Here is a 26,179-nt window from a genome sequence, read left to right as displayed (position 1 = left end):
ATTGTACATGAAGACAGTTAGTCTGCCAACAGATCTTTTATCATATCATTTTGCGTATGAATTTGGCTAGCAGAGGTTAGTCTTTGACTACGAATGATAGCTAATAAATCAGCCTGTGCTTTGTCGAAATCGTCATTGACTAGGATAAAGTCATATTCATTATAGTGTGACATCTCTGAAGCTGCTTGTGCCATGCGGCTAGCGATTACTTCTTGGTTATCTTGTCCGCGGCCAGTCAGGCGGTTTTCTAGTTCGGTTCTTGATGGCGGCAAGATAAAAATGCCGATTGCTTCAGGCATGATTTTTTTAACTTGCTGAGCGCCTTGCCAGTCGATATCAAGAAAAACGTCAATACCGTTAGCGAGTGTTTGCTCAATGGTCACTCGAGAGGTGCCGTAATAGTTACCAAAAACTTCAGCCCACTCAAAAAAAGCATCATCAGCAATAAGCTGTTTAAATTCATCTTGAGTGACATAGTGATAATGCTGACCATTCACTTCACCTGGACGAGGCTGACGGGTAGTATGCGACACTGACACTTGCTTATCTGCCGGCTTGTCTTTTAATAGGGCTGAGATAAGTGATGATTTACCTGCGCCACTGGGCGCTGAGACGATAAATAGGTTTCCGCGAGCAGTCATGAGTTGCGTATCCGATGCTTTAGTAAAAAGATTTAGCGCGACATTATACAGCCTAGAGCGATATTTACGCTAGTTAAGACGACAAAGGACAATTAAATTTTATTGTTCAATGACTTTAAGTGAGCAAAATTATAGCTGTAGACGCTTAAATCACAGACATCTACAGGCAAATTGGGTAGTCTATCTGGTTCGTTTTATGTTGTTGCCTCAGCATAAAGCAGGGTTTGTCATGTTTTGGGGCACCTTGTGTGCTTTTTGGTTTCTTTCATTAGCAAGATAGGTATAGCAAGTCATGCAGTTTACGGCACTTTTTTGTTTGAACGGTCGCGATAACGGCCAGCGGTTCGCCATCATCAGCGGGCTGACTTATTTGATTTTATTATTGGCAGGATTGGTTTTAGGCGCGACTTCCTTTTTATATATTGTGGGCTTACTGCTCTCGCCAGTAGTAGGTTTTTCTTGTTTACGTCGATTGCGTGATGCTGAAAAATCGGTGCGACTTTCTGCGCTAGTGTTGGTTCCGTTACTGTTGGTGACCCTGACACTGGTGCATATTTCTAGTTCAATGTTGTTAGTTACATCGCTGTTGCTTGCGGCGATTTGTACTGCCTACGTGGCTATTTTACCTGCGGCGGCAGTGACTCAATACCAGCAGGGCTATTCTGGACCGATTAAAATACCTGCCCGGTCGACCCGTAATACGCGAGCTCGCGTTGAGCCAACGCTTGACCTAAATAAACCAGCTGAAGATGCTCAGCACCATGACGGAGCGTCAACGGCGCCGCAGGCAAATACTACGTCACCGCGGCAGCAACAAGGGCACGGCACCTTGTTAGCGCTACAGCGGTGGGTAATAAACAACCCTAAAAATACATTTGGCGTAAGCGGTGCATTGATTTTGGTAATGTTAGTGCTGAGTGTTTACTCGCTTGCTCCTGATCAAACCTATGTGGCTGAACAGGAACAAGCAGATATTGAACATCCAGCGCCTGCAGTGGTGCCGCGCAAGATCACCACGTTGCCTGACGGATTTAGTTTGGCGCTTGAAGATGACGTTTTAATTGTAAGGTGGTTGGGCGAGCGAGGTGCTCCGGCAAACTTATGGTCTTTAGCGACAGCTAAGGGCGACAAAAGTTGCTCGACATTAGCGTTTAACAATGGCACTCAGTATCGACCGGTCGTGGTGGATTTATTAGCCGACACTGGCACTGAGGCGCGTTTTTCTCCGCTTGATACTAAAGCCATTATTGTAGACATGGCTCGTCGTGGAAGCGTTAGTTTGTGCGGCTATAAATTTAGCCTTAAAGGTAGTCAGGCGGCACTTGCTAAAGTTGGTGAATTTTCCGCTTACTTATAATCGATAGTCGCTTAGGTTTGGTTTATATTGCGATGAAATGCGAACATCATCTTGTATGTTTTGGTAGTTTGTTAGGAGTTGCAGGTGGTTGATTTTATTATAACAAAGGTGTTGCCTTATTTTGATGTGGTATTGGAAAATGTTAAGGTTACACGGTTAGGACAAGGTCATATTAACCAGACTTTTCTCGTGCGCTGGCCTGCAGGCCAATTGGTGTTACAACAAATTAATACCGACGTGTTTCCGCGCCCTGCTGCAATGCTCAATAATGCTTATAAAATCAGTCGTCACCTTATTGCTAAAAGCGAGGCTAACGCCTATAGGCTACAAGTCGTCGCTCCTGAGCGCACTCAAGCCGGAGAGTTATTTCTCGACTTGGGTGAGCAGGGTTTTTGGCGGGCGATAAATTATCTTCCCTTTAGCCACACCGTTGAGGTGGTTAACAGCGTTGTTGAAGCTGAAATTGCCGCTAAGGCATTTGGTCACTTTGCGGTATCGTTAAGTGACTTAAGCGCAGAATCAATAGACGACGTGATCCCTCAATTCCATCATTTGCCGGGACGTATCGACCAGCTGGTCGCAGCGGTAGCGCAAAGTCATCCGCAGCGTTTACAAGGGTGCCAGCAATGGGTTGATTTAGCGCTTGGGCAAACGGAGTTACTACAGCAACTTAAGCAAGTAGAAGCGCAACTGCCTTTGCGTATTTGCCATAACGACACCAAAATTAACAATATGTTATTTGATAAGCGAGACATGAGTAGCTTGGCCATTATTGACCTTGATACCTGCATGAAAGGCTACCTGATGTATGACTTTGGCGATATGGTGCGTACTTTTTGTAGCCCAGAAGCAGAAGACTCTACTGCGCTTGATCAGGTGCATGTGCGTGAACCGATTTTTGCTGCTATTTGTCAGGGGTATTTAAGCGAGTTAGGGGCGAGCTTGTCTCCACTTGAGCGGCAAAGTTTGTGGCTCGGCGCTAAAGTAATGTGCCTAATGATTGGTATCCGCTTTTTAACTGATCACCTTAATGGTGATGTGTATTTTCCGGTTAACCATCAAGGCCACAATCTTGAGCGAGCCGCGAATCAGTTTACGCTGTATCAAAGTTTACTTGAGCAACAAGACCATTTGAGTACCTACCTTAAATAGCGGCAACCATGCTCGTTATTGCGGCTGAGATGTATGTTGTTGGCGGGCTAAAAAATCATTTGGGCTCAGTGTTAAGGTTTGACCTACCGGATTATATTGGCTGGGCTTATCGATCTGAAAAACGCTGAAATCATGCCTCAGAGCTGGTGTTAATAGTGTTTCAAACATGTCGACTTGTTGGTTGTTTGGGCTTAGCCAAGCATCCAGTGTTGAGTGATCTTGCGGTAAAATTAATGGGCTGGCCTTACTATGATATGGCATTAAGTCGGGGTGAGGCGCGTTAGTAATGATGGAGCAAGATGTATAAGTGTCACCGGTTCTTGGATGTAGCCATTCACGATATAGTCCCCCCAATGCAATTGCGGCATTATTGGCTACCAGGTCATGGTAAACAGGTTGACCGCCGCGCTTTTTTGTTTCACCAAAACCTTTCGCAATCACAATGCAGCGGCTTTCTCTAAAGGCTTGATAACCAGCACTGCCTGGCTGGTTTAATTTATCTGAACGGGTATTAAATGAGGTGAAACGACTCGGCTTAAAGCCATCATAAGTGGTTTGTTGCAAGAGCCACCAAGAGGCCGTTTGCAAAAATCGTTCGCCATCAAACTCGCGAACAATGCTGATTTCATTCGTTGGCATTTTAAAGCGAGAATAGCGCATATCGTCGCGATTATTGATGCGTAGGTCTTCCATCAATATCTGTACAAACATGTCATCAATCATGTTTAATCTGCCGCACATAACTCCCTCGCTTAGTGGTCGCCTAAAATGCATAAAGCCAAGGTTTATCCTAAGTGATGTATGCTGGTGTGGCTATAGTATTTAGCGATATGTTGATATATGACTGGTATCGCAGCGCATAGTGACGGCTTGCGTTGGTAGGCTGGGCAACATACAGTGGATAGCAAATAAAAAAGCCCTCGTTAGAGGGCTTAGGCAATGGTATTAACGACTAATCAAAACAACGGATTTAAAAGTAGTAACCAAAGTTTATGTTGATGCGTCGATCCCAATCATCGCCAGCTTCTGGTAGGCCAATGTGGTCGTTATTGGCGGTAGAGAAGGTCATGTTTTTACCCATAACAAAGTCAATCATGGTGTAAGTTGGCCCTGATGCAATGGCACAGCCTGTTACGTTTTGCATGCTGTTGTCATAACTGTCGTCATCAACATCAGGCGTCATTAAACCAAAGTCGTTGTAGCACTTAACGCTACCCCAATCAGTGCTGAAAGTTTTGGCTAGGTTAGCGCTGTACGATTGGCCTTTTGAGGCAATCTCGTACTGCCAGCTTACAACTGACACTCCAATTTTATTCTGATCAGCTGAGTCTGCGGCATCGTATTCGTATTGCAGCGCTTGTAGTTGTAGGTTCCAGTCTTTGTAACTGCTGTCTAAATGCAACGCTATGGCATAACGGTCGCCGTTATTACCGGTTTTGTTGTTATAGATCTGCCCTAATTGTACTGAGCCACCAAAAGTCGTCTCGCCGCCATTGTGTGTGGCTGTGTATGTTTGACGAATGTTAATTTGGTTGGTTTCTTCGTTATTGTACTCGGTACCATTAATGGTGCCGGTGTACAGGTCGGTAGCGTAACGTTTGTTTTCTGTTGGGCCGTACTCAGCTCCTTTAAAGAATGCTAAATCAGTCTGCCAGCCGTGCTTTTCAAAAACCGCTTTTACACCAGCGTCATGATCATCTTCAAAACCGAGGTAGTAAGGCAGGCCAAACCAAAAGCTGTTTGAAATAAAACCAGGGTTACCAAAAGGCACTTTAGTAATGCCCAGCTGTACTTGCCACTCAGGGTTTACGTCATAGAAGCCATAGCCTGACTTTACGTAGTTAGTGCTAGATGTGAAGCGGTAATCAGCTGATAGCCCCCAATCACCTTGCTTGCCATTAAACGTGATTGAAGCGATATCAAAGTTAAAGTCGCCGCCTTTATCTTTAGAAGCTTCGCTGTACTCTTTATACGCGTAGTTAACTCTGACAGCGCCGCCAATTTTAATACCGTCTTCTTGCTCGGTAGCAAAGGCAGTAGAGCCTGAAAGTGCGATAGCCGTAGCGACAACCGACAACGTAAACCGAGTTCTTTGTTTCATCATTTATCCTTTGTCTATTATTAGACTTTTTTTCAAACTTTTTATTAAGTTTGAGCTGTGCTTTTGCAGTGGTATTAAATACCGCCACTTATCATTTGTAATATCCTGTAGGCAACGCCTTTGTGCCGTTGGCGATAGAAGTATCGGGCGTTTAGATGGGCTGTTAAACGGCAGTCATTGGGTGACCAAAATGCTAACTAAGCCGTGGCTAGTGAGTCTATATGGACTTGTTTATTGTTATCGTTTGAGTCAGTTTTTAGCCGAGTTGAACGGATAAACGCTGCTTTAAAAGCGTTCCCTTTCGATGGCTCGCTACGTGGCTATAGGAGGTTGAACTCCAATATTTCAACAATAAAAATCCAGCCCAAAGCAATTGCTAGGATTATGGTGATTGTTGGGTGGCAATACGTAGAATGAATGAGGGCTAATAAATGCGGCGCTAATTCTATATGCACTTGCTCACTACTGCAGTTATGTTCGGGTGAGCAGGTTCACAAAATTAACTAATTAGGTATTTTTTAATGGTGTTACCGCGTAAAGAATCGTCAAAGCCCTGTATTTACCTGTGATAGCAAATGATTTTAGTGCCAAAGCTTGGCCTAAGTTTTGCGCGACTTAAGGCCATTAATTGAACCTAAGCATAAAGGGCGCGAATGCGCCCTTTATGCTTAATATTTGTCAGTTTTACTTATGGTTAATAAATGATTATTTGAATACTTGTTGGTTCGTACCGTATGGACCTAAGTTTAGATCACGCTTACGGATCTCATCGACACGGTCAAACGCTTCTTCTGCCACTCGTAAATTTTGAACATCTTTACGCCAGTAGTATTTGAAACCATCGAAATGCGCATTATTCGGGTACCAGTACATGACTCCTAAGCCTTTATCGGTCATGATTGGCGTATTGTGAATGGTTGCACCTGGGATATAAAAGTATTGGCCAAGAGCCAATTTTTGGAACTTGTTTTGTGCCAAAGTTTGGCTTTCACCCGTGACAACGTAATAACACTCTGGCTGACCATGGAAGTGCGGTGCGTGATCTGATTTTCCACCATCTGTGATACCAATAACGGTAGGGCTGTCTGATAGTTCTTTCCAAATGTAGCCAACTGGTGATTTAGACTTATCACAGTCTTGGATCTCTAGTACGTTTCCGTCGTCATCCAGTGATTTACAGAACTGCTGGTCAGAAGCGATGCTGCTGTTTGATTTGATACTATTGAAGTCAATTTTCCCTGCTTCCCAATCTGCAATATAAGCTTCAACTTCTGGGTTGCTGCATTGCACTGGCATAGTGTCTTGTGGAGCATAAGGAGTGCTGTCGTATGGAACAGGCGTCATTTGCTGGTAAGGCAGCTGTGCGTGGTCGCATTGTGGGCCGGCAGCCATGGCCACTGTTGAAGTCACTGCCGCTATGCCGACAATCATTTTTAATTTAATCATTCTTATTCCTGTTCTTAGCTAATGCAGCTTTCGCTGCGATATTGTGCTCGTTTAAGCGGGCTTGAACTAACAATAATGCGATTGTTACTGTGTAAGTTTGAATTGGATCACGCCGCGTTTTGAGTAACAAACTTATTCGTGAGCAGGGTCGCGAATATTGTTTTCTTTGATGTCTATTCAAAGGTGGAATTGCAAACTTAATTGTGCGTAATTTGACGCCCCTTGAGCCACGGGTTGTAGAGTGTATGCGGATAAATCATCATTAATTTGATAGCGTCCAAGCTCGAGTCCGAGGGCTAATGCAGGGGTTAGATTCGTAAAGATGTTGGCACCGATATGAGCACGATCAGTTTGCTCTACTTCAGTGACGGTACGACCATAAAACAAGCTTGAGCGAGTGCGTTCGGTCCAGAAATGACGGTATGCAAACATGGCTGAAGTGGTTGTTTCAACTTTGCCGTTGACAATATCTCGAGCAGCATCAGTGCCAACGTAACGCCCCAAATTGCCGTAGTGCAATTGAATTCGTAAATCGTCTTTGCCAAACGTCCGTAATTTAGCTGCGACCGAAACACCAACTGCTAGTTTCGCACTAGAGCTAGGATCTAAATAGCGCAGTAAACTAGCCACAGAAACATTACCCCAATCACCTTGTTGGTCGAAGCGGAGAATGGCGTCGGGCACGTAATCGTTGCTAGTATCTATCCACTCAAATCCGGTTGTTTTTGCCGTGTCACTTAAAGTTTGAGTGCCGTAGGTATAAGGGTTTTCAAGTGCAAATTGCCAATGCTCCGATTGATAACGGACCAATGCCTGGCGAACCATGGCTTGCCCTACTAATGGCCCGCCTAAATCAGCCGTCTCAGCAAAGGTGCTGGTATTGACCAACGTTGACCAGGTTTGCCCTACTGTGACTTCTTGGTGCTTTATAAAAGCATGCCTTAGGCGTGGGCTATACGAATTAGAAATAATCGCATTGCCTTGTGATGAACCTGCAAAGTCAACTTCGATAAATCCTTTTACACCTCCATGTGTTACGCCAATATTCAAGCGGCTTTCTGTTGCACTAAATTGGCTACGTTTAGCTGGGTCTGTAACACTGCCGCCGCCGGTCCAGCTATCTTGAAATGCGATATTGCCATCAATGTGACGAGCGTTTGCTTTGATGAAACCACCAAAGTGAAACTCGCTGGCTGATAAGGGCGCAGCTCCTATGGCAAGCATACAAAGTACAGCGGCAAGTTTAGTTGTTGATGTCATAATCTTCTTGTTGGTAGGCCGTGATTTCCTTTAAGGAGCTGGTCACTTAAGTTTGCGGAAATTATTGATATTGGTACCAGAGCGGTATTTAACTTGGTTCGATAAAGAGTGTTGGTAGGCAAAAGCAAAACTTCCTTTGCTTTTGCCGAACGCTTTAGTGACTAAACCTTCATTTGTTAGAAGTAGTAACCAAAATTAATGTTTACGCGCTTGTCCCAATCGTCACCAACTTCAGGAAGGCCAACGTGGTCGTTGTTAGCTGTTGAAAAGGTCATGTTCTTACCCATAACAAAATCAACCATTGTGTAAGTCGGACCTGCTGAAATGGCACAGCCTGTAACGTTTTGCATGCTGTTGTCGTAGTCATCGTCATCAACATCTGGCGTCATTAAGCCAAAATCGTTATAGCACTTGACACTACCCCAGTCGGTTTTGAATGTCTTAGCGATGTTAGCACTATACGATTGACCTTTAGAGGCTATTTCATACTGCCAGCTAACCACAGATACACCAATTTTATTGCCGTCTACGGCATCGGCTGCGTCGTACTCGTATTGCATTGCTTGCAGTTGTAGATTCCAACCTTTGTAGCTGCTGTCTAAGTGCAGTGCTACAGCGTAACGGTCACCGTTGTTACCGGTTTTGCTGTTGTAGATCTGGCCATATTGGACCGAGCCACCAACTGTTGTTTTACCACCTTCGTGCTCGGCAGTGTAGGTTTGACGTACGTTGAACTGATTAGTTTCTTCGTTGTTATACTCTGTACCATTGATGGTACCTGTGTATAAATCGGTAGAATAACGCTTGTTCTCCGTTGGGCCATATTCGGCATTCTTGTAGAAGGCTAAATCTGTGTGCCATCCGTTTTTTTCGTAGATAGCTTTAATGCCTACATCATGATCATCTTCGAAACCTAAGTAGTATGGTAGACCAAACCACCAGCTGTTAGAGATAAAATCACGGTTGCCAAAAGGCACCTTGTTAATACCAAATTGTAACTCCCAATCAGGGGTTGCATCGTAGATAGCGTAACCGTATTTAACGTAGTTGGTGCTTGAGGTGAATCGGTATTCCGCCGCTAATCCCCAATCGCCTTTTTTGCCATCAAACTTAATAGCTGCCATATCAAAGGTTAAGTCGCCGCCTTTGTCTTTTGAAGCTTCGCTATAATCTTTGTAACCGTAGTTAACGCGAACTGCGCCGCCAATATTAATGCCGTCTTCGTGTTCTTCGGCATAAGCTGCAGAGCTTGCAAGCGCGATTGCTGTAGCCACCATAGACAACATAAACTTAGTGGTGTTTTTCATCATAATTCCTTTCTATACTTATAGATTTTTTATTTAAACTTGCCGATTACATCTTTTCAAACCAAGTGCGGTGGCACTCTGCGCAAACAGGTGCTTTTTTCTCGTGCTCTCCATGACATGCAAGGCAGCTAGCACCTTGGTTGTAATGCAGGGATTTATGCGGATCAGCTTCTGGAATCGCCAGTTTACTTATGTCTACATCAATGCTGTTTATGTCACCATGGCATTCAACACACGCAGCATCGGTGGCGTTCTTTTTTCCTGAGCCTTGATGACAAGATTGGCAGCCATCTTGGTAGATAAACTCGTGGTTTACTCGACCTGTTATACTGCCCTTCATCTTGACTAGTTCATCAGCCACTGCGCCACCAGAAATAGCGAGTGATAGCAGAGCGGTTAGTAATAATTTGTTCATTAGACGGCTCCCTGTAGATCGGCCTTGATCGTTTCTGCAACAACAATTCCCATAGCTAGGCACTCTAGGCATGAAGTTGAACTCAGGCGTGCTTCACCATGAATACCACCAGTCACCTCACCAATGGCATAGAGGTTTTTAATCGGTTCCATTGAGCGACCATCGACAACACGAGCGGCAAGGTCAGTTTTTAATCCCCCCATGCAGTAATGCACTTTTGGCCAGATCCGAGACACAACAAACGGGCCTGTTAGCACCTCGGCAGTATCCATTTTGCGGTTAAATAGAGGGTCTTGGCCGGCTTCAACGTGAGTGTTGTACTCGGTGATACTGCTTTTTAACTCATTGACTGGGATGTCGAATTTCGCTGCTACATCGTCGAGTGAGTCAAGTTTCCAGGCCATTTTGTCGCGAATGGCACGGGTGACGCGATGATCATTTGCGTAATTGTTGTAGTTAAACAGCACAATTGGATAAGCTGGAGTGCCATCTTGATTGCGATTTTTCATAATCGCTTCAGAGCAAGTTTTACGATCGGCACGCTCATCCATAAAGCGTTTACCATTAAGTACACTTATTGAAGCACCTTGATGCCAACCAATAGAAAGCAGCGCGTTAGACCAACCAAAGCCACCTTCATCGGGCGAACCCCAGTGGCCAGTTTGGATCAGGTTCATGTGTACAGGTAGTGCCCCATGAGCCATGGCTGTCAGGGTGACTTCGCCTGTCGCGCCTAATGCATTGGTGCAATCGAGAGTAGGGTCTAATGACGGATCAACTACGGCACGTAACGCCATGTTGCGAGCAAAACCACCGTTGGCTAGAATGACGGCCTTGTTAGCTTTGATAAAGATGCTGCTACCGGTAGTAAGATCAGGAAAACGATAGTTTTTGCGCACCTTTACACCGATGATCTGCTGACCATCCATGATGAAGTCTTCAATATAATGTTGTAGGCGGTAATCAACGCCTTCTTTTACACCTGCTTCATAAAGCTTGGTAGTAATATCGCCACCAGTACCATGTTGAGTACGGATTGCACGAGCTTTGTTATGGCCTCCTACTTGAATGTTAAAATCTTTTTTGAACTGAACCCCGGTGTCAATACATAGTGCGTATGCATCTAATGCGCGATTCGCAATTTGGCGTAATGCAGCTTCATTTTGCATTCCGCGACCTGAAATTATTTGGTCTTTCACTAGTTCTTCAGGTGAATCATCGTTAACACCTTGCGCAAGTTGAGTTGGGTTGTTAGGGATTGCCAACCAGCCACCATTAATGGCTGAATTGCCGCCAATGACCTGCATCTTTTCTAAAACAAGCACCGAGCCAAGCCCTTGGCGTTTTGCGTTAAGCGCCGCTGATAAACCTGCAAAGCCAGATCCGACAACTAATGTGTCTACGGTTTCGGTCCAGTTAATTTCGCTACGTGTTTTAGCTTGAACCGTTGCCGGTAACGTCGCCGCGATGCTGCCAATTGCTGCACCTGCGCCTAGTTTTAAAAAATTTCTTCTACCTTGCATTGTTGAGTCCTCTCAATGGAATAAGCCAACGATAAGCGCAAAACGGGCTACTAAAGGTGAACTAAGTCACGCCATTTTTTTAGTGACAAATTTATTCGTGAGTCAGTTCTCGAAGATCTTTTCTCCAGTACATGAGGACGTTAGTTGATAGCCGTAAAAAATGAGGCAGGATTTTATGTTGAGTACATGGCTTTAGTTAGAGTATTTATATGACAATACTCACAAAGCCTATTAATAAAGTCGTTTTAGCGTGAAGTTAGTCGCGATTAACGAAGCAACTACTAAACCAATTAAGGCGAACAGCGCATAATTAGCGCAAAATGATATATAGGCTTAATGATGAAATGCCCAACTGAAGCTTTACCAATGATCCGTTGTAATCAAATTCTTGATGCTGCGGAGCTGCTGATTGAAACACAAGGGATTGTGTCATTTAAGTTTTCTCAATTAGCGAAGGAAGTGGGGTGTTCAACGGGGACCTTGTACAAATTCTTTGAGCGCAAAGAAGATGTTCTCGTGTGCTTATTCCTACGCAGTGCAACCTCGAATCATCTGCCTATTTTTATCAAAAAGAACCCAGAACTAATGGCACTTGAAAAAGTACTGCTACCGATAATGTTTACTTTTGAAACTATTAAGCGGAGCAAGAGTTTTTTTACTCTACGTTCAGTGTCTGTCAATACAATGGTGTGGCAGTTAGCCAGTGATGAAAAAATTGCCAAATTTAAAAAGCGTGTTAATGGCTTTTGGGGGTGGATTTTTCAATCACTAAATGAGGCCGTTGATCGAGGGGAATTAGAGGCAACTCCGCTGCAAGTAAAAGAGTTAGTACAAGGAATTACTTTTTATTTAACTGGTTCATTGACCCAATTTGAAAGCCAGTTAATTGCGCCTGAATACCTGTCAAACCGTCGCGAGACTTGTTACCGCCATTTAGCACGTTTAATGGGGCAATATAAATGGGTAAAGCCGTTAACTCCTGAACTGTTCGAGTCGCTAGAATTAAGAAGTTCAAACTTTTTTGATAAGCACTATCGAGATCATATGAGCTGTTCAGCATGTAGCGCGTTGTCATGTGCACCTAGTGCTTCGGAGTCAAGCTGTATAAGTCTAGAAGCTATCGCAAGATAGAGTGGCACCTTTGCAAGCTCGCTTGTAATTTGTTAGCTGTTATTATGCATTGTCCAAATAACCTATCGGATGCTATTGGCTGTAATAAATAATTAAGTGCTGCTTAAAAACTTATTAATAAGGTTTTGTGTCTTTTGGGGGGGCGCACAAATTATTAAAGCCTCTGGATGCTCAACTTATACCTAATACACGTATTTTTAATCAATAGAAGACATATTAGTGTGCTTGTTTTTAAGAAATACGACTTCTAGCCTCATTCCATTTTTATAAAATAAAATCCAGAATTTGCAGTTAATGAACGTGCTGTCATCGCAGTGTTATTTACCTTTGTTGTGGTGAGAATAAGCATAATTTTTAACATTTTACGCCTAGTATAAATTCGTAGCATGTTTTGGAAAAGGCGTGTTCAGATAAAAGTAGGAGTGCTTAAAAAATAGTGTGGATCTGTTTTGGAGCCCTAGTAATGCAATTGGTATTAGATCTGAACGATGTCGATTGCACATTCATTTTCGCGACACTCATTACTGTACTGTATGTTTTTGTTACTAAAAGAATTAATACCAACCTGTGTTTTACTTGACTTTTTTATGACCACTGCATAGTCTGCAGAATCAGTATTAAAGGTGGTATGCAATGCAAATAAACTATAATTTAAAACCTGCGTTAGAGCGCCGTACTGAGCCATTCGAACCTACGACTAATGTCGGGTTTGGAAACCTCAGAACTGACCATATGTTTTTAATGGATTATCGTGATGGGCAGTGGCGTGATCCACGAGTCGTCCCCTACGGCCCGTTCCAAGTGGCACCGGGTGCTATCGCGTTGCATTATGGTCAATCAGTGTTTGAAGGCGCTAAAGCGTTTCTGCATGAAGACGGCGAGATTTATACTTTCCGGATTGACAAAAATGCTGAGCGGTTAAACCGTTCAGCAGATATTCTCTGTATTCCCGCTATTCCTGAAGACTTACAAATTGAAGCCATCAATGCCCTTATTGATGTTGACCGCTTGTGGTTTCCAAGGCAAGAAGATGCTTGTTTGTATATTCGACCGTTTGTATTTGCAACAGAAGACCGATTATCGGTTAGTCCTAGTGAGCAGTACACTTTTTGCGTCATACTTAGTCCCAGCGGACCTTACTACACTGACGGATTTGATAAAGCGATCCGTTTATTGATCAGTGAGCGTTTTCATCGCGCTGTTGCTGGTGGCACGGGCGCCTCGAAGGCTGCGGGTAACTATGCTGCGTCATTAAAAGCAGGTAAGGCTGCGGCCGAGTACGGTGCAGCACAGGTACTGTATTTAGACGCTAATAATAAGCAAATAGAAGAAGTGGGGGCGATGAATCACTTCCACGTACTTAAAGACGGCAGCATTATCATTCCTAAGTTTACCGATACAATTTTAAAGTCGATAACCTCGCAATCGATTCTCGACCTCGGCGATCTGTTAGGTTGCGAAGTGCGTCAAGAAACGGTCATGCTTGACCAATTTATTGCCGATATCGAATCTGGTGAGATTATTGAAGCGGGTGGTTTTGGCACTGCAGCGGTTGTGTCACCGGTTGGATCATATATCTTTGAAGATAACCGTGTTATCACCGTGGGTGATGGGAATGTTGGAGAGCACACCAAGCGTATTTATAAGGTGTTAACTGCAATCCAAAAGGGTCAACTAGCGGGACCATTGGGCTGGGTTAAGCGGGTTGAGCCCAGAGTATAAGCTCATATAAGCATTCGTTTAGTGTTGTTTAGCGTGATAACGAAGCTAAAAAAGCTCCCGTAGGGAGCTTTTTTTATGGCTTCGTTTTCTTAACTGGGTTGCGAAGAGTCAGCTGTTTTATCTGCAACAATGTGTTCTGCTGGAGCGTCATGTTTAATCATTAATTGATGGATTTCTTCATCTTTTTCTAGCCAAAGTTGGTTTAACCAGCGCTGGAACTCGACCCGGTAATTTGCCTCTGAAAAGTAAAGTTCATGGTCCACTTTGGGAACCGGTAATACTTTCACTTGGACAACGATTTTCTTCAAACGACCATGCATTGCTTCATAAAGGGCGTCTTTTTTAAATGCTTCTGGGTAGAGTACGGTTACGTTGAGCACATTAGTAAATTGCTCGCCCATTGCAGAAAGAGCGAAAGCAATCCCGCCTGCTTTAGGGCGTAATAAATAGCGGTAAGGTGAGTTTTGGCGTTTATGTTTGTCTGCGGTAAAGCGGCTACCCTCGACATAATTGATAATAGAGGTTGGTATAAAACGAAATTTTTCACAAGCTTTGCGCGTGGTTTCTAAGTCTTTACCCTTTAACTTAGGGTTTTTCTTCAATTTAGCTGGGCTAGTGCGGGTCATAAAAGGCATATCAAGTGCCCAGCAACCTATGCCTAAAAAAGGCACAAACAAGAGCTCGCGCTTTAAAAAAAACTTTAGCATTGGAATATGGTTACGTAGTACATAAGTTTGTGCGGCGATATCTAAACCACTTAAATGGTTGCTGATCAGTAAATACCAACTGTTTTTGTCGAGGTTATCTAAGCCTTCAACATCCCACTCTATGTCAGCAAGCAGTTTTAAAATTCCGCCATTACAGGTTGCCCAGCCCCACATAAAGCGGTTCATTGCACGTGTGAGTAGATTGCGAGTTACTGTGAAGGGCAGAACAAATTTTATTAGCCCGCCAATAATAATCATTGTGGTCCATACAATGGTATTAATGATCAGTAATAGGGTGCTCATAACATACAACAGTGAGCCGGGTAAAAAATTCAACATCCTTGCTAAGCCTCTTCTCGATTTGTTTTAGCATTTGCTAACTCAGTTAATATCTGATCTTTGTCTTGCCACAATTGGTTTAGTTGTTTTTGAAATGCGATTTTAAAATCGCGGTCATTGCTGTAATCACCTTTCAGGGAGTCATCTATTTTACTCACCTCAATATGAATTTTGACATCTTTGACTTGCCCGCTAATAAACTCCCAGTAGCTTGGTACTTTGCCTGGGTAGTAAATGGATACATTGACAAGAGTATTAATGTGTTCGCCCATTGCTGACAGCGCGAAAGCCATGCCGCCAGCTTTGGGTTTTAATAAATGAGTGTAAGGCGAATTTTGTTGCTGATGTTTAGCGTTGGTAAAACGAGTGCCCTCAACAAAGTTCATTACACTAACAGGTTTGCTCTTAAATTTGGCACAAGCTTTACGCGTTATTTCAATATCTTTACCGCGTAGCGACGGGTTTTTACGTATTTGCGCTTTGCTATAGCGGCGCATAAATGGAAAGTCTAATGCCCACCAAGCAAGGCCTATAATCGGCACAAAAATTAATTGCTGCTTTAGGAAAAACTTCAGGAACGGAATTTTGCCATTAAGCACTCGCTGTAACACTAAAATGTCGACCCACGACTGATGGTTTGCGATCACCATATACCATTGTTTAGGTGACAATTGTGCGTCACCTTGCACCTCTATTTCGTAAGGGTGGAATACATTTTCAATTACGCCATTACAGCGGATCCATGTACTGGCACAAAAATCGATAAAATAGGAGCAAGCAGTGCGGGTACTGGCTATAGGAAGCAGTTTAATGATACTGACAACGACAATGGGAATAACCCAAAATGTAGTATTAAAAAGGTAAAGCAAGAACGCTAAGCTACCTTTGATGCTTGAGATTATCGCGCCCATCGGGTTCACCAAGACAAAAATCGGAAGCCTATAGTACTCGCTGTAGCGATTTGTCTCAATCTTGATGTGACTATTTTGCTGTAAAAATCAACAAATAATGCGTTGATATATTGAGCGTTAATTCTGTTTTAGACTGGCGAGTAAGCGGTCTATAGCTCGGTATCCAAGCGCTTGTGCAATATGAGCGCGCGACACATTTTGCTCTTGTTGTAAGTCTGCAATCGTACGCGCAACGCGTTGTAAGCGGTGATAGCTACGTACCGATAAGCCTAAGCGATTGACGCTTTGCTCCAAAAACAATAAGTCATCTGCATGAAAGCGGGCTTCATTTTTTAACTGTTTTCCGTTGAGCTCACTATTAAGTGTCCCCGAGCGAGCCAGCTGTGTTTCTCGTGCCGCCAATACACGTTTGGCTATCACCTCACTGGTTTCTGCTTGATTATCGGTTGAGTTGAGCGCGCCTAACGGCAGTTTTGGCACATCAATGGTAATGTCAAAACGGTCTAAAAAAGGGCCCGAAAGCCTAGATAGGTAGCGTTGAATTTGATCAACATTGGCCCTTGCGTTATCTACGTCGCCACAAGGGCTGGGGTTCATTGCTGCAATTAACTGGAATCGGCACAAAAAATTAAGCTTTGCTGCTGCCCGCGAAATGCTTACCTCACCGGTTTCCATTGGTTCACGTAAGCAGTCGAGTACTTTTCTTGGAAACTCAGCCACTTCATCTAAAAATAGCACGCCACGGTGCGCAAGTGATATTTCTCCCGGCTTAGGGACGGCGCCACCGCCCACTAAAGAAATGGCCGAACTTGTATGATGTGGACTGCGAAAAGGCCGTTGGTAAAACTGTTGTTGCTGCAAAGTTTGCCCCGCAACTGAATGAATTGCCGCAACTTCAAGCGCCTCTTCATAGCTCAATGGCGGTAGTAGTTGCATCATGCGGCTAGCCAACATAGTCTTGCCGGTACCTGGGCTGCCAAGCATTAGCAGGTTATGGTTTCCTGCGGCAGCAATTTCTAGCGCTTGTTTGGCATGCTGCTGTCCAATCACCTCGCTCAAACAATGCTCGCCAAGGGTAATGTTTGGGGTTATCCACTCTAACCCGAGGTCAATGCTCGGTAGCTCTGACTGGCCATGGAGGTATGCGGCCAATGACTGCAAGTGTGTGGCAAATAATACTTTTTCAAATGCAACAAGCTCCGCATCTGCGCGGTTATCAATCGGCATCACCAAGCGATTGTCAGCTTGGCTGGCTGCGACAATAACCGGCAATATGCCCGAGCAATAACGAACATGGCCAGACAACGCAAGCTCGCCGACAAACTCATGTCGTTCAATCGACTCCAGGGGGATTTGTTTTGAGGCCGCCAAAATACCAATGGCGATAGGCAGGTCATAGCGACCGCCTTGTTTGGGTAGATCTGCTGGCGCTAAATTAACGGTGATGCGGCGCATTGGAAACTCGAAGCCTGCGTTAATTAACGCGCTACGTACGCGTTCTTTGGCTTCTTTAACCGATGCTTCCGGAAGACCTACCAGCGAAAATGCCGGTAAGCCATTGCTTAGGTGTACTTCAACAGTGACCGCTGGCGCGTCGACGCCACTGCTGGCACGGGTCGCAACACAGGCTAATGCCATAAACAAATCCTTTTGTTTGTTCAGTCGGTGAACTCAATTGGGTGGTTTAAGCTTAGCCACAGTTATTTATTTAGGCGGCTTTTGTGTTGATTTCATACTTTAAGGCAGGTTTTACTGAATTTGGGACAGTTTAATGTAGCGCGATTAAGCTACGTATATACGTGTGCTTTAATATCACCAAAAGGGAGCATTTCTGCTCCCTATTTATTTAGTGGTGAATACTATTTAGTGAAATGCTTTTTCAGGCTTAATCACTAGAGCTCGATATGACGGTTCGCGAGGTCCAGCATTATGGATTTGAAGCTCTACCATTACTTCATCGGTACCATATTTTATTTCGTTTAATACAGGCTTGGTCCAATCTTTATTAAATAAGCCCGCAGATGCAGAGAAGATAAACATGGTATCTTTATCTGCTTCATAGTTGGTAACGGAAGTAATTGCAGAGAACCAGTCGTAGCCACGTTCTTTACCATATTCCCAAACTTGTTCGACGGTCATATCATCTTCATTAATTTTGTATTCTACGGCTCTAGAATATTTCATTGATGGTATTGCTGGTTGCTCAAATCCGCGACCATCTCCGTTGTCAAAGACCGTTAAGGTGTTCTTTTCTTTATTAAGCCATGAAGTATGTTGTGTCCAGCCCCAATCGAAATCACCGTCACACTTGCCTAAAGTACAACTTATATCATTACCTTTACTGTCTACAGGTTGAAGTACTTTAGTTGCTAACTCTCCAGTCCATCCGTCAGGAGCCCCTAAGATCCATTTTACTTTTTTATCTCTGCCAATCTTAATTGCTGTTGCTTGGTGGCGAGGGCTGATAATAATGGTGTCATCTTTTTCATCATAATCGATAGAGTTAACATGTGCCCAGTTACGACCTGCGCCCACACCTGGAATATCACCATAAGGCATATCGGGTTCAATTTTCACCTTCTTCCCTGATAGAGTGTCATCAACATTTAGACATACTGCGCCAGCATCTAATGCAACCAGTAAAGTGTCACGCATAGGGTCTAAAATGGTGTTTAAATCCCAAACTTCAACTAAGTTACCGCTTTGGTCAACCTCAAGTATATGATCCCTAACGGTTGTAACAATCTCTCCTGACGGCTTAACGTAGTTACGTTTAGCAGCCCTAATTAGATAGTGACCATTATCCATTTCACGGATTTCATGTGAAAAATCGGAGTAACCGCGCGGTAATGGAAGCGACTTGATCATTCTTCCTAATAAATCCATGCGGTAATATTTTTGACCTTTACCAAAAATAATCTCACCATTACTTACTTGATGAACGCCCATAATGAAGCCGCGTCCCATGATGTTTTGATCGTCGGTGAAGCTTGAGTCATCGAGGATCCAGCGGATATCACCATTTGTATCAGTAATATAGTTGACTGACTGGTAATTCCAATCTAATGAGCCACCGTTAGCCCACTTTATATCTTTGTGGTATCGATTCGAAGTTTGTGAGTTTATCCAATAAAGTCGGTCTTCAAAGCCCTTGGCAACGGTTATCGGTTCTACTTCAGGGAATGGACGAACCATCAGTTCATTATATTTAGTAGAGATCCCGCCAGTTTGTAATTTGTACTTCTCGACAATTTTTTTACCGTCTAGCTTATAGGACACTGTAATATTATTTCTGTAGTTAGCATACAAGCCAAAAAGAGGGACACCGTCATGAGTTTGTAGGGTTTCAGAGTCAACAGGGTAATTAATATTTACTCCATTTTCTCCTTTTCCGTGTACTGTTACTTCAACGTCTGTAATGTGTTTGCCTGCTAGGTCGATGACTGCAGTCAAAGGTGCATTGCCATAAGGGTTGACATCAATTGCACCAAGTTGCCCTTGTGCTGTAGAGGCAGCGAGCATTTTTTTGGCCGCAAGACTCCCGCCGCCATCGGCTAATGCGTTAATAGAGACTCCTGATAAACCAGAACAAATGACAAATAGACCTATATATAACTGACTTTTCTTAAACATAATAATTGCACCTTTTGAAAGCAAATTAGTATTGGATGGTTTTATATATTTATATAAATTTTAGGTTGTGACTTATAACGTATTAAATTTAAAAGTTTATTAAGTAATTAGTAGTTGCTAGCTGGCTAGCTATAAATATTGTTTGTGTAAGTGTTTGTGCTCGGTAATTACATTTGTTAATGCATGCTAGTAGGCACGGTTAAGCTAAACTTTAATTTAAGTTTTTATTGGTGAAGCTTGATTTATTAACCGTTGTGTCAACGGTCTGTTTATTTTGTATAAACTAAAAGTAATTATGAAAACTCGAGCATTTCAATTTTTAACGGGTCTAAAGTGACTTTTTCATTAGGTATGTCATCAATTCCTAGGTAATCATAAATGACTCTTAATGCGCGTTTAATGTCGCAATAGGGCTGTGTTGCAGTCCAAGATAAACGGTCGAAAATTCGCTCCATCTCAGTAGCGATATGCTCACAATTGTTGATGTTATCATTGTCTTGCATCATTTCATTGTGGGCCACAACAACCGCTCCACGCTGTATGATTAATAATGTCTTACTTATATCGCGGATAGAATTTGTTGTGGCTTGCAACTCACCTGAATCTAACGCTTGTTGCCAAAAGTTTTGACGATCTATTCTTCTACTTCTAAAGCATTTAGCTAAGTGGCTAATGGTATCTTTAGATGCGTGGTGCCAAATATATTGATTTGTTGCTATAAAATTAACTTTTAAAGAGGCGTCTTTACAGCACCAAGCTCGAATCACTTCAAACATATAAAGGCATAATAATTTTTCTTTTGTTGTTAGGTTTGATGTATTTTCTAATGCTCGATTAAATTTCATTATGTCATCCATATTACTTATAAATATGCCACAGATAACATCTTCTTTATTAGCGAATGAATCATACAAGGTTGTTTTTGAATAATTGGTTAAGTTGGCTAACTTGGTAAAACAAAATGAGGCGAGCCCTTGCTTTTCAATTAATAGCACTGCTTGTTTTATAATGTTGTTTTGAGTGACTGTTAATGACATAGCACACCAATTTTAATAAGTTAATTATACTACTAATTTTAGTAGTCGCTTCTAGTAGTAAAATCGATATTTAAGATTTATGTATTTAACTCTTTAAATATCGATTTAAGCTAAATGTTTAATTCGCATTAATAGTGGCAAATATCGGATATACATTTTGGTACTTTAGTCACATAAAGTCTGTACAAAAGGTACTGACTTTATTTTCTACATTGAGAGCATACTTTCTAAAGTGTGATTTACCTGCTGAAACTTACTACGCAGTGGCAACATAGGAGGTTTTATGCTGTACAAAAACATTGCTGTCGAGTCTGGCTCGTTGCTGCTATGGTTTGGTGAGCATGGTTTTAATGCTTGCTTTGAATGAGGTATTGAACGCGGTATCAGTGCCAGGTTTTGCTTGTAGGTTAGGCTGCAAACTTGCGATATGGCTTGGAAAAATAACCATCGCGCCTTATGGCGCGATGGAAGTTAACTCTCGGTTATGCCATCTTTTTCCAAGGTTGAAAACGAGTGAGTCGACTCGCAAAGCCAGTTAACTGCGCGATAGCACCGAACGCGACTGGCACAAATAAGCTCAACCACAGCAGCCAAAAGGTAAAGTCTGGCTCCGGTTCTTGGCTTTGTTGCTCAACCTTTCTTAGTAGTTGACCTTGCACTTGTGGCAACGCGCTTGGGGTGGCGCCATCCAGTGGAGCTTCCATACCAAACCCTGTAGCTAAGCCGGTAACAAACTCTTCGAGTGCTTTATTGGTTACGGCCAAATCGTGCTTGTCGACTATTTCAGTATAGGTCTCGACAAGTTCGGTGAGGGTGGCTTCGTCAGCGTCCCAGTAGTCTTTACGTACCGCTTCTAGCATGCGTTCCATCATCTGACTCATGGCTTCTGGGTTAACATCTTCGAAGTATTCTTTCATTTTAAGGTCGTGTTTATCTTGCACGTAAACTTCGAAAAACTCTTGCCACTGATCCGCTCTAACTGCGTTGGGATCCATGACTTGCCAGCCCCAAAAGTTATTCATCGAATCGGTCATTTCAAGCGAGCCTGCATAACCTTCATCTTTTAGCGCTTCAATCCATTGTGGATGAAACTGTCTGGTGCGTAGTTCTCTAGATATAAACGCATCGGCAGCTTCCATTTTCATGTCGCTAGCATTACGCAAATTTGAGATAAACATTTCGGGGCGTTTGCCATCAATTTGTTCAATCGCCATTGATAAGCCACCCAGGTATTGGAATGGATCATCTGAGGTGAGTAGGCCATAGACATTCGATGTACGAGACAATACGGCTGCATCGGTGCCCGATAATGCGCGGGCGTATAAGTTCAGGTGGCGTAAATCAAGGCCCCAAGAGTCATCATCGCTGCCAAATGCTATGCCCATACGCGATAAGTACATTTGCGCTAACGGTGCGTCATCTTCCCATTGGTCTGAGGCTAATGTGGCATCTGCTAGCCCAGTGCCGTAGGAACCCGACTGACTAGAGAATACTCGAAGCATTGAGATTTTGGTCGACTCTTCTAGTGACAAACCCTCAGCATGTAGTTCGTCCCTTAACTTTAAGCTGTTGGCGCGTACAAAGTTGTTGTCTTCATCGAGTTTTGCCACGGTTTCAGCTGCTTTGGCTAGCATTTGCGCTAGATTAGGCAGGGCGTCGCGATATAAACCTGTTGCCGATAAGACTACATCTACACGGGGGCGGTTAAGCTCTGCATAGGGAATAACTTCAACCCCGGTGACATTGCCACGGTCGTTCCAAACTGGGCGTACACCCATGGCAGCAAGTGCTTGCGACTCCACTACACCGTTGTGGCGCATAGCTTCGATTGACCACAATGAGTAGGTTACTTTGTCAGGGAACACACCATGTTGGTTGTGGTAGTCGGCAATCATTTGCTCGGTAAGTTTACGGCCAGCTTCCCATGCTGACTTAGTCGGCATTTTGGCTGGGTTCATACCATAAAGGTTGCGACCACTAGGTAATACACTTGGATCGCGTATGGGATCACCGCCATTGGATGGCTTAATATACCCACCTGATAAACCATTAATGAGTGAGTCTAGCTCTTCACTTTGGCGGAAGCCATTAAGGTATTCGCGGCCTTGGATTAAGTAATCACGCAGGGTGTCGTTTTTTATGTCGTTAAGGTCATCACCATCAAACACATAGTGCTTGATTAAACGGTACGCTGGCGTTTTTTGAAGCTGCTCAAAATCGGCTAAGGCGCTGTCAGACGCTAATGGATGTTGGTATTTTGCTGTCGCAAGATCGCCTTCGTCAGCTGCATGGTTGTCATGACTATGCTGGTGCAGGTCGGTTGCAAACTCTCGCCCATGAATGCTGGCGTATTCACTGTACTCATCACCCAACATTTGCTCGATGGTTGAGGCCAGTAGCTTGTCTTCTGGTACGGTGCCAAAGGTGTGCAAGCCTAAAGGTTGAACTTCGCCGCCAAGCTCTGCTAATAGCTCATGCAACTGAGTTAAAAATTGAGTAAAGTCGGCATCAATTTCGGCACGGCTTAAACCAATATCTTCAGTGAGACTTTGTGCTTCTGCCGCTTCAATTAGCGCTAGTTGCGTTTGTTCTTTTACCGCGCCTTCAGTGAGTTCGCCATATTCATGCATGAGATCGTGCAGCTCATTAAGTTCGGCATATAAACCACTTTTTGACATAGGTGGCGGTAAGTGACTAATGGTAATTGCGCGGCCGCGGCGTTTTGCCTGCATCGCTTCGCCAACATCATCCATGATGTACGGATAAAGGACTGGCATGTCACCTAAGGCTAAGTTACCTGCGTCAAAAGCCGATAACCCTCGTTCTTTACCCGGCAACCATTCTTGTGAACCATGGGTTCCCAAATGCACAACGGCATTGGCACCAAAATGTTCGCGAGTATACAAATAGGCTGCAAGGTAATGGTGGCTAACTGGTACGGCAAGATCGTGAAACAACTTGCTTTCGTCTTCTGCGCGGCTACCTCGAGGCGGCTGGGGCAAGATAATCACATTACCCACGGCAAAACGGGGGATCACAAAGTACTTTTGGCCGTCACGTTCAGTAACAGAAAACGTCGTTTCAGGCTGGCCCCAGTAGGCTTCAATATCGCTGCGAATCGACTCAGGTAGTGCATCGTACCAGTTATGGTAAGTCGATAAAGGCAGTAAATCGGCAAAGCTGTCGGTTTGTGTTTGGCCAAGGCCTTTAATAGTGTCTAGTGGTAAGTCACGGTAGTAAGGCTTTAGCATTTGCTCTACAGCAGCAATAAAGCGAGCCTCTGGTAGCGTGTCTACTTGGTAGCCTTCGGCAGAAAGGCGAGTGGTGATTTGCTCTAAACTGCGAGGAATATTTAAGAATGATGCCCCCGCTGAACGTTCACCAGGTGGGTGGTTGTAGAACATAATCGCGACTTTTTTGTCGGCATTATCAGCACGGTGTAATTGCGCATTTCTTAACGCTTTATCAACGAGCATGTCGACTTGATAATCGATTGCAACTAATTGGTCATTTTCATATGCACCGGTAACGACTGGGTCAGCGACACCGGCAATTTCTGGCATGGTGAGATAAAATGGGGTCGCCATGGCTGAAATGCCCTGTGATGACGCCTGCCATTTTTCGGCGTTGCCATCTCGGTATGGTAACGACTGCAGCACGGTTATACCGAGTTGTTCAAAGTCTTGACGGCGCATACCCGAGCGGTGAATAGAGCGCGTATTGATAAGTGAGTCAATGCGGGGCCCGTGTTCGTTAGTGAGTAGCTTTGCAATGTGGCCAACGGCAGTTGAAGGAGTGTAAAAAGCAACGGCAACGCCGCCTTTTGCTTCAACGCTGCGGACCATATGGTCGGTAAAACCGGTATCAGCAGCGGCTAGTCCGTCACGGCTGATTTGAATGCCAATCACTGGAGCTGAGGTTTGCGGTTGGCGCCACAGTAAATAGGCGTCAAGGCTGGCAAACACTTGTTTAGCCTCTGGATGGTAAATACCTGAGGCGGGTAAAACCGAAGCAGGCTGAATGGTTTCACCAGGTAGTAGGTCGACCTTATCAAAAATACCGGTCATGTAGGTGAGCATACGGCGTAGGTTTTCTTCACCGCCACTGTCGTAATAGGTAAAAATTGCTTGCTGTTGCGCCGAGGTCACGCCAGCTTGCAAAGGCGAGCCTTGTGGTAACTTTAGTGGAATAAACACTTTGGCGTTGTTTACTAGTGGCTGCATGCGGGCAAAGCCTGTTTTGGCATCGCGACCACCAACTGAATCAAACCAGACACTATCAAAAGGGGCGATAAGTTGGTTTAAGTCGGTGTCAGCGCTAATTGCGGGCATCATCTGGTAGTCGATTTCAAATCGGCCATCAAGCTTACCGAGTTGGCTGAGGAGTTCGAGTTTGTTAACCCGCGCATGGCGCGTGCCTAAAACCAGTACTTTAACCGTTTCGGCTTGGGCTCCTATGTCGCTATTGGGCCCGGCCACGCTAACGGGGCTGGTTAATACTGCAGTAACTAGTAGGCAAGCGGAGACTAGCCGTTTACTTGTCGTTGCTAGGCAAAGCCCGCTGAATGAGCGGGCAATATAGTTAAACATCAATTTTGAAATCATAGTTGTTCCGATTTTGAATCATTATTTGCTGCGTCATCGGGTACATACACAAAAGACCCATCGGCCATTTGGTACGCTACTCCGGCACGCGAGCCGCCACCTGAACCAATTTCACCGGTAGACTTGTATTCGGTAATGGTGTCGCCATCTTTTATGGTGACGCTCATTTCGGCAGTGCCGGCATTTTTAATGACGGTCACTTTGTCGTCAGTTAGCGGGTTAAGTGGATTTTGTGCAATCGTTATCAGTAACGCAGCTATCACGACTAAAAATACGTCGATTAAGTTGGTGACCGACAGCATCGGATTCAGCTCTTCATCTTCATCAAGTAGTTTCATGTTATGCCTCTTTAGATGCCGCGATGATTTTGTTTAAATCAATTAACTCTTCGGCGTACCAGCGTTTAGATACTGCTGCGATCCAGTAGGTCACTGACGACACGATTAAGCCAATAATGACCGCTGCAAAGGCGATTGAAAGGCTTTCGCTGATCCCCTGAATGTTGCCATCGGCGAGTGATTTTAGCGCTGGCCCCATAGGGATCATCGTGGCAATAAGGCCTAACATTGGTGCAATACGGGTAACAACGCGTGGGCCTTCTAGCTCGGTAATTGCGCGAAGTTCTAGTTGCTCAAAGTTAAGGTCGGGTTGGCTAACGGCTGCATTGAGTAGCGGAAAACCTTTGATCTCGGTGGCGGGCTGGCAATGGTGTAATGCGTTGATGGCCGCTTGATAGCGGGCTTTTCCGCGCATGCGTTGTTGTTGCTGGACTAAAAATTTACCTATGGCGTAGAGTGAATAGATGAAAAGTATAAAAATTAGCAACAGTACTGGGGTCAGAAATAGGCCCGAGATTTGGTACATAAGGGTGTCTAATAAGTTGTGTTCCATAA

19 protein-coding genes and 1 pseudogene are annotated in these 26,179 nt (G+C 44.0%); 4 read left to right on the top strand and 16 right to left on the bottom strand.

Annotated elements, in window-relative coordinates; all coding sequences use genetic code 11:
• Positions 1 to 17: 17 nt before the first annotated feature.
• Complete coding sequence (gene gmk / locus RGE70_RS16680; RefSeq protein ID WP_310472563.1) at positions 18 to 641, bottom strand: guanylate kinase; 624 nt, start codon at positions 639 to 641, stop codon at positions 18 to 20.
• 1,012 nt (positions 642 to 1,653) lie between these two features.
• Between gmk and RGE70_RS16675 the strand changes: the two are divergent.
• A pseudogene (locus RGE70_RS16675) lies at positions 1,654 to 1,998 on the top strand (DUF805 domain-containing protein); the annotation flags it as partial.
• 84 nt (positions 1,999 to 2,082) lie between these two features.
• A complete protein-coding gene (locus RGE70_RS16670) occupies positions 2,083 to 3,150 on the top strand; it encodes a phosphotransferase enzyme family protein (protein ID WP_310472561.1) in 1,068 nt (355 codons plus the stop codon).
• Between the two features lie 15 nt (positions 3,151 to 3,165).
• Here the strand turns inward: RGE70_RS16670 and RGE70_RS16665 are convergent, their stop codons facing one another.
• The 7 genes from RGE70_RS16665 to RGE70_RS16635 all read right to left on the bottom strand — a co-directional run bounded on the left by RGE70_RS16665 (position 3,166) and on the right by RGE70_RS16635 (position 11,202).
• Entirely contained in the window at positions 3,166 to 3,891 is a 726-nt protein-coding gene (locus tag RGE70_RS16665) for an SOS response-associated peptidase family protein (protein ID WP_310472560.1), read from the bottom strand.
• 229 nt (positions 3,892 to 4,120) lie between these two features.
• Positions 4,121 to 5,254: a hypothetical protein gene (locus RGE70_RS16660; RefSeq protein ID WP_310472559.1), complete on the bottom strand. Its 1,134-nt coding sequence runs from the start codon at positions 5,252 to 5,254 to the stop codon at positions 4,121 to 4,123.
• Positions 5,255 to 5,956: 702 nt separating this feature from the next.
• A complete protein-coding gene (locus tag RGE70_RS16655) occupies positions 5,957 to 6,697 on the bottom strand; it encodes a cupin domain-containing protein (protein WP_310472558.1) in 741 nt (246 codons plus the stop codon).
• A 177-nt stretch (positions 6,698 to 6,874) separates the two neighbouring features.
• On the bottom strand, positions 6,875 to 7,957 hold the full coding sequence (locus RGE70_RS16650) for a DcaP family trimeric outer membrane transporter (RefSeq protein WP_310472557.1): 1,083 nt from the start codon (positions 7,955 to 7,957) through the stop codon (positions 6,875 to 6,877).
• Positions 7,958 to 8,133: 176 nt separating this feature from the next.
• Positions 8,134 to 9,267 carry a hypothetical protein gene (locus tag RGE70_RS16645; RefSeq protein ID WP_310472556.1) on the bottom strand — a complete coding sequence of 378 codons (1,134 nt, stop codon included), beginning with the start codon at positions 9,265 to 9,267 and terminating at the stop codon, positions 8,134 to 8,136.
• Positions 9,268 to 9,310: 43 nt separating this feature from the next.
• Positions 9,311 to 9,679 carry a cytochrome c3 family protein gene (locus tag RGE70_RS16640; RefSeq protein ID WP_310472555.1) on the bottom strand — a complete coding sequence of 123 codons (369 nt, stop codon included), beginning with the start codon at positions 9,677 to 9,679 and terminating at the stop codon, positions 9,311 to 9,313.
• Positions 9,679 to 11,202: a flavocytochrome c gene (locus tag RGE70_RS16635; protein ID WP_310472554.1), complete on the bottom strand. Its 1,524-nt coding sequence runs from the start codon at positions 11,200 to 11,202 to the stop codon at positions 9,679 to 9,681. The genes RGE70_RS16640 and RGE70_RS16635 overlap by 1 nt, the downstream gene beginning before the upstream one ends.
• A 339-nt stretch (positions 11,203 to 11,541) precedes the next feature.
• Here RGE70_RS16635 and RGE70_RS16630 point away from each other — a divergent pair, with 339 nt between their 5' ends.
• Together RGE70_RS16630 and RGE70_RS16625 are read left to right on the top strand one after the other, a co-directional pair.
• Entirely contained in the window at positions 11,542 to 12,333 is a 792-nt protein-coding gene (locus RGE70_RS16630; RefSeq protein ID WP_310473007.1) for a TetR/AcrR family transcriptional regulator, read from the top strand.
• 633 nt (positions 12,334 to 12,966) lie between these two features.
• The gene (locus RGE70_RS16625) at positions 12,967 to 14,055 is read left to right on the top strand and encodes a branched-chain amino acid aminotransferase (protein WP_310472553.1); all 1,089 of its coding nucleotides are present in this window, start codon (positions 12,967 to 12,969) and stop codon (positions 14,053 to 14,055) included.
• Between the two features lie 89 nt (positions 14,056 to 14,144).
• Here RGE70_RS16625 and yihG (RGE70_RS16620) read toward each other — a convergent pair whose 3' ends face one another.
• The 8 genes from yihG (RGE70_RS16620) to RGE70_RS16585 all read right to left on the bottom strand — a co-directional run bounded on the left by yihG (RGE70_RS16620) (position 14,145) and on the right by RGE70_RS16585 (position 26,177).
• Entirely contained in the window at positions 14,145 to 15,101 is a 957-nt protein-coding gene (gene yihG / locus RGE70_RS16620; protein ID WP_310472552.1) for a 1-acylglycerol-3-phosphate O-acyltransferase, YihG family, read from the bottom strand.
• 5 nt (positions 15,102 to 15,106) lie between these two features.
• Positions 15,107 to 16,012 carry a 1-acylglycerol-3-phosphate O-acyltransferase, YihG family gene (gene yihG / locus RGE70_RS16615; RefSeq protein WP_310472551.1) on the bottom strand — a complete coding sequence of 302 codons (906 nt, stop codon included), beginning with the start codon at positions 16,010 to 16,012 and terminating at the stop codon, positions 15,107 to 15,109.
• A gap of 117 nt (positions 16,013 to 16,129) precedes the next feature.
• Complete coding sequence (locus RGE70_RS16610) at positions 16,130 to 17,650, bottom strand: YifB family Mg chelatase-like AAA ATPase (protein ID WP_310472550.1); 1,521 nt, start codon at positions 17,648 to 17,650, stop codon at positions 16,130 to 16,132.
• 225 nt (positions 17,651 to 17,875) lie between these two features.
• Positions 17,876 to 19,645 (bottom strand): aryl-sulfate sulfotransferase, encoded by a 1,770-nt coding sequence (locus tag RGE70_RS16605; RefSeq protein WP_310472549.1) that lies wholly within the window; start codon positions 19,643 to 19,645, stop codon positions 17,876 to 17,878.
• Positions 19,646 to 19,938: 293 nt separating this feature from the next.
• The gene (locus RGE70_RS16600; protein ID WP_310472548.1) at positions 19,939 to 20,682 is read right to left on the bottom strand and encodes a TetR/AcrR family transcriptional regulator; all 744 of its coding nucleotides are present in this window, start codon (positions 20,680 to 20,682) and stop codon (positions 19,939 to 19,941) included.
• A 482-nt stretch (positions 20,683 to 21,164) separates the two neighbouring features.
• Positions 21,165 to 25,286: a cobaltochelatase subunit CobN gene (locus RGE70_RS16595; protein ID WP_310472547.1), complete on the bottom strand. Its 4,122-nt coding sequence runs from the start codon at positions 25,284 to 25,286 to the stop codon at positions 21,165 to 21,167.
• Positions 25,283 to 25,624: a DUF2149 domain-containing protein gene (locus RGE70_RS16590; protein WP_310472546.1), complete on the bottom strand. Its 342-nt coding sequence runs from the start codon at positions 25,622 to 25,624 to the stop codon at positions 25,283 to 25,285. Before RGE70_RS16590 ends, RGE70_RS16595 begins: the two co-directional genes overlap by 4 nt.
• 1 nt (position 25,625) lies before the next feature.
• Positions 25,626 to 26,177 (bottom strand): MotA/TolQ/ExbB proton channel family protein, encoded by a 552-nt coding sequence (locus RGE70_RS16585; protein ID WP_310472545.1) that lies wholly within the window; start codon positions 26,175 to 26,177, stop codon positions 25,626 to 25,628.
• Between the last annotated feature and the right edge of the window lie 2 nt (positions 26,178 to 26,179).

Source organism: Shewanella youngdeokensis, from assembly GCF_033180165.1.
Classification (GTDB): Bacteria; Pseudomonadota; Gammaproteobacteria; order Enterobacterales; family Shewanellaceae; genus Shewanella; species Shewanella youngdeokensis.
This window is presented reverse-complemented; position numbering and strand designations above follow the sequence as displayed.